Source organism: Weissella paramesenteroides, assembly GCF_036327715.1.
In the GTDB taxonomy this organism is placed as follows: Bacteria; Bacillota; Bacilli; order Lactobacillales; family Lactobacillaceae; genus Weissella; species Weissella paramesenteroides.
On the sequence record NZ_CP130559.1, the window covers coordinates 224,515 to 238,662 of the forward strand.

The 14,148-nt window shown below is 37.5% G+C and carries 13 protein-coding genes; 11 read left to right on the forward strand and 2 right to left on the reverse strand.

The window, feature by feature from the left end; genetic code table 11:
* The first annotated feature begins 1 nt into the window (after window position 1).
* The 11 genes from QRX23_RS01070 to QRX23_RS01120 all read left to right on the forward strand — a co-directional run bounded on the left by QRX23_RS01070 (window position 2) and on the right by QRX23_RS01120 (window position 12,826).
* A complete protein-coding gene (locus tag QRX23_RS01070; protein WP_330155632.1) occupies window positions 2-1,792 on the forward strand; it encodes an ABC transporter ATP-binding protein in 1,791 nt (596 codons plus the stop codon).
* A 191-nt stretch (window positions 1,793-1,983) separates the two neighbouring features.
* On the forward strand, window positions 1,984-2,460 hold the full coding sequence (locus QRX23_RS01075; RefSeq protein WP_330155633.1) for a glutathione peroxidase: 477 nt from the start codon (window positions 1,984-1,986) through the stop codon (window positions 2,458-2,460).
* Between the two features lie 272 nt (window positions 2,461-2,732).
* Entirely contained in the window at window positions 2,733-3,785 is a 1,053-nt protein-coding gene (locus tag QRX23_RS01080) for a 2,3-butanediol dehydrogenase (protein WP_330155634.1), read from the forward strand.
* 167 nt (window positions 3,786-3,952) lie between these two features.
* On the forward strand, window positions 3,953-4,492 hold the full coding sequence (locus tag QRX23_RS01085; protein WP_330155635.1) for an NADPH-dependent FMN reductase: 540 nt from the start codon (window positions 3,953-3,955) through the stop codon (window positions 4,490-4,492).
* Between the two features lie 115 nt (window positions 4,493-4,607).
* Window positions 4,608-5,792: an MFS transporter gene (locus tag QRX23_RS01090; RefSeq protein WP_330155636.1), complete on the forward strand. Its 1,185-nt coding sequence runs from the start codon at window positions 4,608-4,610 to the stop codon at window positions 5,790-5,792.
* A gap of 203 nt (window positions 5,793-5,995) precedes the next feature.
* Entirely contained in the window at window positions 5,996-6,421 is a 426-nt protein-coding gene (locus QRX23_RS01095) for a hypothetical protein (RefSeq protein ID WP_330155637.1), read from the forward strand.
* 64 nt (window positions 6,422-6,485) lie between these two features.
* On the forward strand, window positions 6,486-7,862 hold the full coding sequence (gene rlmD / locus QRX23_RS01100) for a 23S rRNA (uracil(1939)-C(5))-methyltransferase RlmD (RefSeq protein WP_150191379.1): 1,377 nt from the start codon (window positions 6,486-6,488) through the stop codon (window positions 7,860-7,862).
* A 204-nt stretch (window positions 7,863-8,066) separates the two neighbouring features.
* Window positions 8,067-9,050 carry a LacI family DNA-binding transcriptional regulator gene (locus QRX23_RS01105; protein ID WP_330155638.1) on the forward strand — a complete coding sequence of 328 codons (984 nt, stop codon included), beginning with the start codon at window positions 8,067-8,069 and terminating at the stop codon, window positions 9,048-9,050.
* 153 nt (window positions 9,051-9,203) lie between these two features.
* Window positions 9,204-10,478 carry an MFS transporter gene (locus tag QRX23_RS01110; protein ID WP_040761002.1) on the forward strand — a complete coding sequence of 425 codons (1,275 nt, stop codon included), beginning with the start codon at window positions 9,204-9,206 and terminating at the stop codon, window positions 10,476-10,478.
* Window positions 10,479-10,496: 18 nt separating this feature from the next.
* Window positions 10,497-11,927, forward strand: a complete 1,431-nt coding sequence (locus tag QRX23_RS01115; RefSeq protein WP_330155639.1) for a glycoside hydrolase family 32 protein — start codon at window positions 10,497-10,499, stop codon at window positions 11,925-11,927.
* A gap of 23 nt (window positions 11,928-11,950) precedes the next feature.
* Window positions 11,951-12,826 (forward strand): ROK family protein, encoded by an 876-nt coding sequence (locus QRX23_RS01120; RefSeq protein WP_330155640.1) that lies wholly within the window; start codon window positions 11,951-11,953, stop codon window positions 12,824-12,826.
* 48 nt (window positions 12,827-12,874) lie between these two features.
* On the opposite strand, the gene QRX23_RS01125 is transcribed toward QRX23_RS01120, so the two are convergent.
* Both QRX23_RS01125 and QRX23_RS01130 read right to left on the reverse strand, forming a co-directional pair.
* A complete protein-coding gene (locus QRX23_RS01125; protein ID WP_330155641.1) occupies window positions 12,875-13,387 on the reverse strand; it encodes an rRNA methyltransferase in 513 nt (170 codons plus the stop codon).
* Window positions 13,347-14,042: a phosphatase PAP2 family protein gene (locus QRX23_RS01130; RefSeq protein ID WP_002828764.1), complete on the reverse strand. Its 696-nt coding sequence runs from the start codon at window positions 14,040-14,042 to the stop codon at window positions 13,347-13,349. The genes QRX23_RS01125 and QRX23_RS01130 overlap by 41 nt, the downstream gene beginning before the upstream one ends.
* Window positions 14,043-14,148 lie beyond the last annotated feature (106 nt).

The following is a 14,148-nucleotide window of genomic DNA, read 5'->3' on the forward strand; positions in this document are numbered from 1 at the left end:
TATGGCGAAAAAAAGTGAATCTGTCTGGGCACATAGCATTCCTCTCAAACAACAAGTAAACATTATCAAGCGCTTATTTTTGTTTGCCAAGCCATTTAAATGGTATTTTTATTGGTCAATTATTTTTTCAGCGGTTGTTAGTGTTATTAATATTTTGTTGCCTAAAATTATCCAAATATACTTTGATAATTATTTGGCCAAACATCAAGCAACGATGGGAATCATTTGGTTCTTTGCCGGATTATACTTATTTGGAATGATTATTCGAGCAATCACTGAATTTGGCGAAATGTACTTGTATAGTATGGGTGCTGAGTATATGTTGGAAGATACGCGACGAATTTTATTCAAAAAATTACACCAATTGGGGATGCGTTACTTTGATCAAGTACCGAGCGGATCAATTTTATCTCGATTAACAAACGATACCATGGCATTTCAGAATTTTTGGCAATTATTTAGTAGCTTGATTATTGCCGTATTTTCGATGGTTACAGCATTCTTTGCAATGTTTACCACGGACAAAGAAATTGCTCTATGGTTGACTATTTTTTGGCCATTTTTAGGACTTATTATTTGGTATTACCAAAAGTACAGTTCAAGGGTCTATCGTCGCATGCGTGAAAAATTGAGTGCGCTTAATAATAAGTTGGCTGAATCAATTAATGGTATCAGTGTTATTCAAGAATTTCGACAAGAGACACGAGTTGATAATGAATTTCAAGAGGTTAACAGTGAATATTTGGCGACTCGCAAGGCGATGATACGTGTCAATTCTCTATTGTTAGGACCAATCATCAACTTGTTTTATGCCTTGGGAACAGTTGTCGTATTGGGGATTTTTGGTATTCACGGGTTACATTCTTATGTTGCCGCTGGTGTGGTCTACGCATTTGTCACATATCTAGAGAATTTTTATAATCCAATGGGACAAGTCATGGAGAGTTTTAGTGACTTTCAAGATGGTATTGTGGCTGGAGCCAGAGTGTTAAGAATCGTTGATGAACAAACTTTTGCGCCACAACAACATGAACAAGCTAATGCAACTTTAACATTGGGGAAAATTGAGTTCCGACACGTCACTTTTTCTTATGATGGTAAACATCCAATTTTAAAGGATGTGTCATTTATCGCTGAGCCAGGTCAAACAATTGCTTTAGTTGGTCAGACAGGAAGTGGTAAAACGTCGATTATTAATATATTAATGCGCTTCTATGAATTTGGCTCTGGTGAAATTTTATTGGATGACCGCGATATCAGAGATTATCCAATGGCGGAATTACGTTCTAAAATGGGACTAGTGTTGCAGGAACCATTTATGTTTTATGGCACGATTAAATCAAATATTAGGTTATTTAATGAGCAAATAACCGATGAACAAATAAAAGAAGCGGCTAAATTTGTTAGTGCAGATACATTCATCGATAAATTACCAGCTAAATATGATGAGAAAGTGATTGAACGAGGAGCAAGTTACTCAACGGGTGAAAAACAATTGATTGCTTTTGCTCGAACAATTGCAACAAATCCGAAAATTTTGATCTTGGATGAGGCAACTGCCAATATTGATACAGAAACTGAACAGTTAATTCAACAAAGCTTGGCAAAAATGCAAGCCGGACGAACAACGATGGCTATTGCACACCGTTTATCAACAATTCAGCATGCTGATACAATATTGGTTTTACATCAAGGTGAGATTGTTGAGCGTGGCACGAATGATGAACTCATGAAACAACACGGCGCCTATTATGACATGATTCAAAAACAAAACATGGCTCATGAATTGTGAAAAGCGTCGTTAGTTGCTTACTTTTAATTAGGTTTAATCATTAGACTTTATAATGAAAGTTATGATAGGCTTTGAGCGTAGAACGATTACTCAATTTGGAAACAAACTTTTAAGCGTAATGACAATCAGGTTCTATTCAGTATTGTGCAAGTTGTCGCTTAATTACTTTTATTTGTAGGAAGAAGGATATTATGACATCAATTTATGATTTTACAGAAACTGAAATGAACGGGAAAGAAATCAATTTAAAAGACTATACTGATAAAGTTGTCATCATTGTTAATACCGCAAGTAAGTGCGGTTTAGCACCTCAACTTGAAGGGTTAGAAGCGTTATACAAGAAATATCAGGATGATGGCTTGGTTGTACTAGGATTGCCTTCAAATCAGTTTAAACAAGAGTTAGACACGGATGAAGAGACTAGTGATTACTGCCAAGTACATTATGGGGTCACGTTTCCAATGACAAAACGGGTTATGGTTAATGGAAAAGATGAAGATGAATTGTTTGCGTATTTAAAAGATATGTCAGGTAACGGTTCGATCAAGTGGAATTACACAAAGTTTTTAATCGGACGTGATGGTCAACTAATTCATCGTTATGCACCAATTACTACCCCTGAAAAAATGGAAAAGGATATTATTGCTGCATTGGGTGTGCAAGTGTAAGTAAGATATTGTGATTTTTAAAACAAACATATCCCCTTTTTATAGAATATAATTTAAAATATGTAAGCGTTTTTATGTTAATTAATTCACATTAACCTTGCTGTAATGGTGTTTCCTGAAAAACGGATTTTTATTGTTTCGTTTTTAGGTATACTTACTATTGCATAGTTTGAAATTTGGGAATAAAATGTAGTTATTCATGAGAGATATATTTCATGGAATGATGGTTTTAGTATTTATTTTAAATAATTTATGTTTTTGGGGGTATTAACATGAAGGCAGCAGTATGGCATGGCGTAAAGGATATTCGTGTTGAAGATGTAGACTTGAAGCCAGCAAAGGACAATGAAGTCGTTATTCGTGTTGCATATGCAGGAATCTGTGGAAGTGACTTGCATGAATACTTAGAGGGACCAGTTTTTATTCCAGTTGATAAGGTTGATGAATTGACTGGTGGGGAAGCACCACTAACAATGGGACATGAATTCTCAGGTGTCATTGAATCAGTTGGTAAGGATGTTAAGAACTATAAAGTTGGAGATCATGTATCTGTTAACCCAACGGTGACACATGGTGAATCACCAGATGATGTTGACGTTTATGATGGCTATAGCTTTATTGGATTAAGCACTGATGGTGGTTTTGCTGCTCATGTTAATGTGCCAGAGGCTAACCTATATGCATTGCCAGAAGAATTCCCACTAAAGTTGGCTGCAACCATTGAGCCAACTGCCGTTGCTGTACAAGCGGTCAAAGAGGGTGGCTTGAAGTTTGGTCAAAAGGTTGCCATCTTCGGTGCCGGACCAATCGGTGTGTTAGTTGCCGCAGCTGCAAAGGCTGCTGGTGCTACCAAGATCGTTGCTGTTGATCTATCAGCTGTTCGATTGGAAAAGGCATTGGCCATGGGAGCAACTGATGTTGTGAACCCTGGTGAAGTTGATGATGCCGTTGCAGCTGTCCGCGAAATCTTGGGTGGTGGTGCAGATGTATCATTTGAAGTTGCTGGTGTACAACCAACCTTTGAGCAGGCAATCGATGTGACGAAAGCTCGTGGAACAGCAGTAATCGTTTCAATCTTTGCTCACCCAATCTCATTTGACCCAATGCAATTAATGAATGCTGGTGTTAAGTTGACATCAACGATTGCATACTCACGTGAGACCTTCCAACAAACAGTTGATCTTGTTAGCTCAGGTCAAATCAATGTTGAGCCAGTTATTACGGATATTATTGGTTTAGATGATGTCGTTGAAAAGGGATTTGATCGCCTATCAACAGACAAGTCACAATCTAAGATCTTGATTGACCTAACTAAGGAAGATTAATCAGACTGAATTTTAGATAAAAGAAAGTACGTATCAAGTCGATACGTACTTTTTTGCTAACTGATTCACTTATTAAAAATAAGTATTTACAACTTCCAAAAAGTAAGCTAAACTAGTATTAACGAATTAATTGTTGTACATACGAAAGAAATTTAAGGAGAATTAACATGACAAAATATGGTGTAATTGTTGGATCACTTCGTAAGAACTCATACTCATTGGGTGTTGCAGAAGCATTGGTTGCTGGTTTACCTGCAGATGCTGAAGTAACATACTTGGACATCTCAAAGTTGCCTTTGTATAACCAAGATTATGATGAAGCTTCACCTGCTGAATACACAGAATTCCGTGAAGCTGTTAAAGCACAAGATGCATTTATTATTGTAACGCCAGAACACAACCGTAGTGTTCCAGCTGCATTGAAGAATGCATTGGATGTTGCATCACGTCCATGGGGACAAAGTGTTTGGGCAGGTAAGCCAGTATTGCCAGCTTCTCAATCAATTTCTGGTATTGCTGGTGTGGCTGCACACCACGTATTGCGTAATTCATTGGACTTCTTGGATATGAAGATCATGCACCAACCTGAGTTGTACATTGGTAACACAATGGAACTTGCTGATGAAAACGGTAAGATCACTAACGAAGGTACTAAGGAATTCTTGGCTGGCGTTGGGGCACAATTTGCTAATTTTGCTACAAAGTAAGCGACGAAGTTTTCAAATATAAGTAATTATGTCAGTTATATTTAAAATAGCTGGCTTTTTATTTTGCCCATTTTATTATATGGTTGTGAGTAGAACTTATTTGAAGGAGCAGAAAATGAAGAAAAAGTGGTTATTTACACTGAGTATTGTCTTATTAGGTGTCGTCATGCGATCAACATTTACCACAATACCAGTAGTTATTGATAATGTTGCGCATTCATTTGGGCTACCTGTTAGTCAACTTGGCATACTGACAACCTTGCCATTATTAACTTTTGCAATTTTTTCGCCAACGACAAGTTATTTCACACGTCGTTTTGGTATGGAAAAGACATTGTTAGTTGCTTTGTTACTCGTACTATTTGGGTCACTTCTACGTGTTGCCAGTGCATCAATGTTATTTATCGGCACAATTTTAGTTGGTTCAGGAATTGCCTTTATCAACGTTTTGTTGCCAGCAACATTGGTTAAATTTACCCCTAATAAAATTGGTGCGTACACGTCATTATATAGCACAACCATGACATTGATGACCGCAATTTTTCAAATCATTGCAGTACCAATTACCAAGGCCTTTAGTTGGCAAATGTTGGTATTATTCTTGTCAGTCATTGTTTTCTTAGTTGTGGTAACGTGGGTGTTACATATGGCTATAAATGTTGACACATCTGTTAATCAACGAGTCCGTTCAGTTGACAATATGCCGGATCATGTGCATCCATGGCGTAATAAATATGCATGGGCAATGTTAGTCATGGCCGGTATTCAATCAGCAGTTTTTTATACGAGTATTGCTTGGGTGCCAACGGTTGCACAACATACTGGATTAACAGCAACGCAATCAGGCTGGGTTATTGGGGTCATGTCACTGATTGGTATTCCGGCATCAATGTGGGTACCAAGTTTCTTAGAACGGGCGAACTATAAGCAACGTGTGCGTTTTATGACTGGTGCAACAGTGTTGTGGTTAATTGCAATCATTATGATGTATAACACGCAGGCAGGTCTAGTTTGGTGGTTAATTGTGACTAGCTTTATCGGATTAGGCGGCACGGCTGTCTTTGTCTACATGGTAACATCATACGCAATCAGAACTCGCAATCCATTGGAAAGTTCAGCGTTATCAGGTATGGCACAAACGGGTGGTTATTTAATTGCCGCTGGAGCCCCTTGGGCATATGGTGTACTGTTTGCACAACTTGATAGCTGGTTCCTACAGACAACCGTTATGGTTATCGCAATTTTGATTTTTATTGGTCTTATGTGGTTTGTCGAACGAGATCAAACTATTTTTGAATAGTTATTTAGGAAAGCGTTATATTAAGGCTTCAGACTTTTGGCGCGCGTTTATGCTATATGAGCTACAGGATTATAATTTTAGTAAACAAGGTTGGGACATTTTTTCGTTCCAACTTCTTTTTTTAAAAACGAATAAAACCTCGTCTAAGTTTTGGGAAAGTTATTGATATAATAAGCTCTACCAGTAATGAAATGGGGATGAATATGGTGGCAACGAATTTAGAAGTACACAACTTAATGACAGTAGATGATTTCATGTCGTTTAAAAATAATGATTTTAAGCATTTACAACAAGATTTTAAGCATTTACAACAAGATGTTGCTTCTTTAAAGCATGAAAGTATGCATTATAATGATGAAATTTCCGGTTTAAAAAGTGATGTACAACTTTTAAAAGATAGCGTAACTGAATTACAGGTGGACGTTCGTTATTTAAAACGCGATGTCAGTGATTTGAAACAAGATGTTCAAGAATTAAAATTAGATATGGCGGAAGTCAAAGTAGGTTTGAAAACAATTGTGGCAGATATGCGATTTTTTAAATGGTTAATTGGGGTTAGTGTGGCGCTGCCAAGTATAATCTGGATGGTTCAACAGTTGTGCCGTCTTATTGGATGCCCAATTGATTGATTGCCTACAATTAATAAACTAGTATAATAGGAAGCAGAATGCTAAAGATAATGAGAGAGATAATATGAGTCATACAATCATGCCTGTTCGTTTGGGACAAAAATTGACGGGTCAGGTAATCGATGTTCTCTATAATGGTTTTGGTGTTGTGATGTTGAATGATTATCCAATTCACATGGCAAATGCTTTTCCTGATGAGACAGTCACTTTTGAAATAACACAAGTTAATCGAAAGTTTGCCCGTGCAGAGGTGATTGATGTCGTAGACCCATCACCAGATCGTTTGGAAGCTGGTAAAGATTATCTACTTGATGTTGGAATTGCGCCGTACATTAACTTACGTTATGAAGCACAACTAAAATTAAAGCAATTTCAAGTGGAAAAATTTTATGCAGCAGCAGGTATTGATGCAAATATTGCACCAACAATAGGTATGGAGAATCCAACGCATTACCGCAATAAAACTGTGGTACCCATCAAACGTGATGGCGATAAGCTAGTGACAGGATTTATTAAACGACGAACACCAGGAGAAATTCTCCCTTTAAGTGATTACTATGTTAATGATCCTGTTATTGATCAAACAATTGGCACAGTTCGCGATATTTTAAATGCACACCATATTTCGGTATTCAGTGATGAGACACAGCAGGGTGAAATGCGCTACATCATGGTGCGTCGGGGTTATTATAGTCATGAATTAATGGTTGTTTTAGTTGCGCAAACGGCAACTATTAAAGATGAAATGGCTATTGCAAACGAAATTGCGGCAGTTGTTCCAGGAATTCGTAGCGTTGTTTTGAATCATAATCCAAGAGCCTTACATTTGTTAATGTCTGGTGATAATCGGACATTATGGGGGGCAGATGCTATTCATGATACCTTGCTGGGCATTGAATTTGAAATTGGACCAAACTCGTTTTATCAAGTAAATCCACAAACAACAGAAGTGCTGTATGCCTTGGCTGCTAGAAAAGCAGAACTAAAGCCAACGGATACAGTCATTGATGCTTATTCAGGTATAGGAACGATTGGATTAACAGTTGCCAGCCAGGTAAAGCAGGTGTTAGGGGTTGAGGTAATTGAACGTGCGGTTATTGATGCGCAAAAAAATGTGATGAATAATCAAGTGAAAAATGCTACGTTTATTACTGCGGATGCGCCAGCACAGATGCATCGATGGCAGCAGGAAGGGTTACATGCTAATGTTATTTTTGTTGATCCACCTCGTCGGGGGTTGACCAATGAATTACTTGATGCAGTAACTGAGATGCGACCAGATCGGTTTGTTTATGTGTCATGCAACCCAGCAACAATGGCAAGAGATGCGAAATACTTAATAGAACAAGGCTTTCATATTAAAGGGGATGTTCAACCATTGGATCAATTCCCACAAACTGCCCATGTTGAAGTTGTGACCGTTTTTGAACCGAATAATTAAAAGAGAGCGAGACGAAAGTTGTCTTGAGTCTAATGTGTTGATGCAATCAAATTGATACGCATATAATTAAGCTGTTTTTAGCGGAAAAGGTTGGAACATTTTCTTGTGTTCCAACCTTTTTTGTTTAAAAAAAGCGAATTGTTAAGGGCTTTGATACAATAATATTATTAAGATAAATTTTGAAAGGCAGTATGGTTATTAGGTATGAAACCAAAATTAGAAGACGTCGCAAAATTAGCTGGTGTGTCAAAAACAACTGCTTCACGAGTGCTTAATAATAGAGGTTATTTAAGTGAAAAAACGTTAAAAAAAGTACATGATGCTATGGAACAACTCAATTATCAGCCCAATGCAGCGGCTCGACAATTGTTTAAGCAAAAAACGGGTTTAATCGGACTTATTTTTCCGACAGTATCAAATCCTTTTTTCGGCGAATTAGTTGATTATTTAGAATACGAATTGTATCAGCGACAGTTTAAGGTCATTATTGGTAATTCCTTGCAGGATATATCCAAAGAGACGGATTATTTAAATCAACTATTAGCTGGTCAAGTTGATGGATTGATTGTTGGTACACATAATCAAGGTATTGCAGAATATAAATATAGCCATTTACCAGTGGTAGCAATTGATCGTGTAATGAATAGTGATATTCCGATAGTAGAGTCAGATAATTACAATGGTGGTGTACTGGCAACAGAGAGATTAATTAAGTCGGGTGTTAAACAAATCATTCACACAAATGGCCCAGTTGATTTAGAAACACCTGCAAATCGACGCAGATTAGCATATGAAAAAGTTATGCAGGATCATGGGCTACCACACAACACATTTACGGTAGATTTCAGACTATCCTATAACGAAAAAAAAGAGCAGTATAACAAATTATTTGATTTATATCCTAATGTAGAAGCAATATTTGCATCAAATGATGTGGATGCAAAAATCATTATGACAATTGCTGAGGAACGTGGTAGAAAGATACCAGATAATTTACTAGTAGTCGGTTATGATGGTACAGAATTAATGCGCAATATTGTGCCAGAATTAACGACAGTTATACAGCCCATTGAAGAGATGGCCAAAACAGCGGTGGATGTTCTAATAAAGCGTATTTCTGGCGTTCAAACAGAACCGGAATACATATTACCAGTAACTTTATGGGACGGTCGGACCGGAATTAAATAAAGGGGAAAAGACCAGTTATCTGGTTTTTTTATTTAAGTATATATCAACCGGTTGACATACGTTTTAAAAACAGTATATAATACAATTCGTGAAAGCGATTACATTCCAGTGACTGCATTATACAGTTATCTTTCTACTATGGGGGGACGTCGTATGTCTAAATATATGAAGGCTTTTAAAAATGAGTCTTATCTTCAAAGTTCAGTGACAATGTTATTGTACTTCGCATCTTGGGGTATTTGGTGGTCTTTCTTTCAATTATGGTTAACTGCCAAAAGCGGTTTGAATTTGGATGGTAGTGCCGTTGGAACAATTTATTCCGCTAATTCATTAGTGACCTTAGTATTAATGTTTTTTTATGGCACATTACAAGATAAATTGGGAATTAAAAGGCATTTACTAATATTCAGCGGTGTTTGTGCGGCATTAGTGGGTCCATTCTTTATTTATGCTTATGAACCAATGTTACATACTAACTTCACCATGGGCTTGGTGGTTGGTTCAATTTTTCTTTCAGCAGGATTTTTAGCAACGACAGGTATTTATGAGGCACTAGTTGAGCGCTTCAGTCGCGTTTTCAAATTTGAATATGGTCAGGCACGCGCATGGGGATCATTTGGCTATGCGGTGGTTGCACTATTGGCTGGCCATTTATTTGTCATTAACCCTGATTTAAATTTCTGGGTTGGATCAATATTTGGTGTGCTATTATTGCTAAATGTTTGTTTTTGGGTGCCAAAAGCCGAACGTCTTGAACGAGTACGTAGTGCTCAAGAAACTGAAAAAACAGTACCAAGCGTAAGAGAAATGTTGTCTTTGTTGAAGATGCGTGATCTTTGGGTAGTTATTGTCTTGATTTTCTTTACATGGACTTTCTATACTGTATTTGATCAACAAATGTTTCCGAGCTTCTATGCAGGATTATTTTCATCTGTTGCACAAGGTCAACAGATGTACGGTAATTTGAATTCGATCCAGGTCTTTGTTGAAGCAATTATGATGGGGATTGTACCAGTCATTATGAATAAAATTGGTGTTCGTAACACATTATTGTTAGGAATTGCAATTATGGCAATTCGAATCGGATTATGTGGTTTTATTGATAACCCAGTTGCTATTTCGTTTGTGAAGATGTTGCACTCGTTTGAAACACCATTATTTATTCTGTCGATTTTTAGATATTTTACACTTCATTTTGATACAAAATTATCGGCAACGTTGTATATGATAGGCTTCCAAGTTGCCGCACAGTTAGGTCAGGTTTTCCTTTCAACACCGTTGGGTATGTTGCGAGATAACTCAGGTTATGCAGTGACATTCCATATTATTACAATTATCGTTATCGCTGCGGGAATCTATGCATTCTTTGTTATTAAAAAAGACAATCAAGATGTTAATGGCGAGCCATTAGTTAGTAAAGCTGCTTAAGTAAGAAAGGAATTTTTAATGATGAATGATACATTTATGCAAGTAACTAATCCACGTTATCGTCCACATTTTCATGTGACAGCGCCAGCAGGTTGGATAAATGATCCTAATGGTTTTGTTTATTTTAAAGGTTATTATCATATCTTTTACCAATACCACCCTTACAGTGCAGAATGGGGGCCAATGCATTGGGGACATGCACGCAGCTTAGATCTTGTTCATTGGGAATCATTACCAATTGCGTTGACTCCTGAAAAGCCAATTGCAAAAAATGGTATTTTTTCTGGTAGTGCAATTGTTAAAGATGACAAACTATACCTAATGTATACGGGACATCATTTTGGTGAAAGTGGTCATGATGATGATTTTTATGAAGATCAAAACATTGCAATTAGTGAAGATGGCATTCATTTTAAAAAGTATGAAAATAATCCAGTGATTTCGATGCCACCAAGCGATAATACTGCGAATTTCCGTGATCCTAAAGTTTGGCAACAAGGAGATATGTATTACGTCATTTTAGGTGGTCAAACGAAAGCAGAAAAGGTTGGACGTGTGTTGCTATATGCTTCAAAAGACTTACTTAATTGGACATATGAAGGTGCTATTGCGCAAGCTGATACAGCAGACCAAGAGGGTTATATGTGGGAATGCCCGGATATTTTCTCGCTTGAAGGGCAAGACGTTTTGTTGATGTCTCCGCAGGGTATTCAGCCAAATCATGAAAAATATTTAAACTTACACCAGACAGGTTATATGATTGGTAAATTGGATGTTGATACAGCGCAATTTGAAAGAAATGCATTTGTCGAAATAGATCATGGTCATGATTTCTATGCAAGTCAGACAATGTTGGCACCGGATGGTCGTCGATTGATGTTTGGCTGGATGGCAATGTGGGAGAGCATTATGCCAGAACAGGCTGATGGTTGGGCAGGTGCCTTAACTTTTCCTAGAGAATTAACGATTAAAGACAATCACATTTACATGAACCCAGTTGCGGAGCTTGATCAGTTAAGGATTAATGGTTCAAAAAAAGCAGTGCCATTTACACCGAACGCTACAGAACAATTAGTCCTGTCAGAAGCTGATAGTCATGAAGTGCAACTACAATTAAAGACAGATGAAGACTATACTTTGAAATTTATGGCAGAAAATGATGCTGTTCTTACGTTACACTATGATCATCAGGCAAACAAACTAACCATTGCAAGATCAGATCGTCCAGATCAACGTGTTGGCTATGTAAAGTCAGCAGCAGTCATGACATTGCAGTTATTGATAGATCGTAGTTCAGTAGAGTTCTTTATTAATGATGGTGACACAGTGTTTACAGAACGTTATTATAGTGAGATTCATCCAAATGTTGTGCTGGATAAAATCAACTTTGCGGATGTACAAGCAACAACGTATGAATTAGAGAAAAACACGGTTAAATATAAAAAATGAAATGATAAAATAGGAGAAGAGAAATGCCACTTTTAGGAGCAATTGAAGCAGGTGGAACAAAGTTTGTTGTTGCAGTAGCTGATGTGAATGACCCAGATACGGTGATTGCTCGGGAGAGTTTTCCGACATTGGATGGACCAGCAACTATTAATCAAGTTATTAACTTTTTTGATCAATTTCCAGATATTGCCGCTATTGGGATAGCTGCTTTTGGACCAATTGATATTAACCCACAAAGTCACACGTATGGTTATGTTTTGGATACACCAAAAAGAGGCTGGTCAGGCTATGATTTCTTAGGTGCAATGAAAGCGTGGCGTGATATACCTTACTATTGGACAACTGATGTGAACGGTGCTGGGTGGTCAGAATATGTATCTGGAGCAGCCAAAGATGTTGAAAATGTTGTCTACTTAACGGTTGGTACAGGAATTGGTGCAGGGATTATTCAACATGGTCAATTGTTAAGCGGTAATTCACATCCTGAAGCCGGACATATTATGATGCGCAAACATCCTAAAGATCAATACGCTGGTCATTGCCCATTTCATGGTGACCGATGCTTAGAAGGATTAGCTTCAGGACCAGCTATTGAAGAACGTTGGCATGAGTCAGCTAAGTCATTGCCTGACGATCATTTAGCTTGGGAAATTGAAGCAGACTACCTTGCACAGGCACTCGTAACCTATACGACAATTTTACGACCTGATAGAATCGTCTTTGGTGGTGGTGTGCCTCATCGTGAGATTTTATTGCCAATGGTACGTGAGTCATTTGCACAACAATTGGCCGATTATCTACCAGTTGGTCAATTAGATAAATACATTGTCCATGTTGATCATGGTGATAATGCTGGTGTTTTGGGTTGCTTCTACTTAGCAAAATCGTTGTTAGTGTAATAATTAAAAAATCATCGTCTACAGTAATCTTTCGTAGGCGATGATTTTTTAATGACGTTGTACGACCAAGGCGCTATTCTGTGCTAAAACATCTTGGTAATAGGCAACGCTATAAGAATTTTCCGGTAATTTTGCTAAGTAATTTTTGATTGGAGCTAACAACGTATCGTCTTCACTAAGTAGACATAATAAGCCGTCTGTTTTTAGGACCATTAGTAGTGATTTAACAACTGATTCAACATCAGTAGTTGGCGTTTTTTCATCTAATTGAAAAATAGCTGCACCAACAGGATGTGTTGGATCCAGGTAGGCGGGAATATTGGCAAAGTTTTTGCTGATTAAGTCCACACGTTCGTTTAAACCACTTAAAAATAAAGAAGTTGCCACATCGTCAATTTCAGATTTTGTATCTGAAAAAGCTAGCACTTTTCCAGTATCTCCAACGCGACTAGCTAAGAATCGCGTAATGTCACCATGACGGATTGTTGCATCAATGGCTAAATCACCAGGAGTGAGATATTCATTGAGTGATATTTGAACTAGATTTTGGATTGAGCGCATTTTCGAAAACCTCTCGTGTACGATATTTAAAAATTACTTCTTTTGACATGATTAATAAGAAAGTTCCTAAACCAAAGCCAGCCAGAACATCTGAAAAATAGTGGACACCCAAATAGACGCGACTAACGGGGATGGCGATAACTAGTCCAGATAATAATGTCATAAAGGCATAGCGTAGGTTGTCTTCGGATTTTAGATAGTAGTGAACTAAAACAATTAAAGAACCATATAGAAGAATGGCGTTTAGTGCATGACCCGAGGGAAATGAGTAACCTGATTGTTCAATCACGTGGTAGATTGCTGGACGTGGTCGATGGAAAATATGCTTAAATAGCGACATCACACCTAAACCGAAAACGCCGACATTAACCATCATAAACACAGCGACGTCTACTTTACGAATTAATAAAGCAATAATTGTCGTTACCACCATGACCAAAGCTGTCCATTTTGTATTGCCAGCACGGGTGATATTCCGAAAAAACCAAGATCTTTCTGGTGTTAATGGTTCACGAAGGTAACGGAATCCAAATTGATCTAGCCAATGAATATAACCAAAGTCGTTAACATAGCCAATAGCTAGGACAATAAAAATGATTAACCCAGTGAAAGCTACAGCTAATTGTAGATAATCAAATTTTCTTAGATGTCTCATTTGAATTCCTCCTTCTTAATTCTTTCTCATTTAATTAGTTTAGCACAAAATGTTCCGAAAATATGAATAATAATTGATGCCCTTAATCCTTGCTGAATATTGAAAG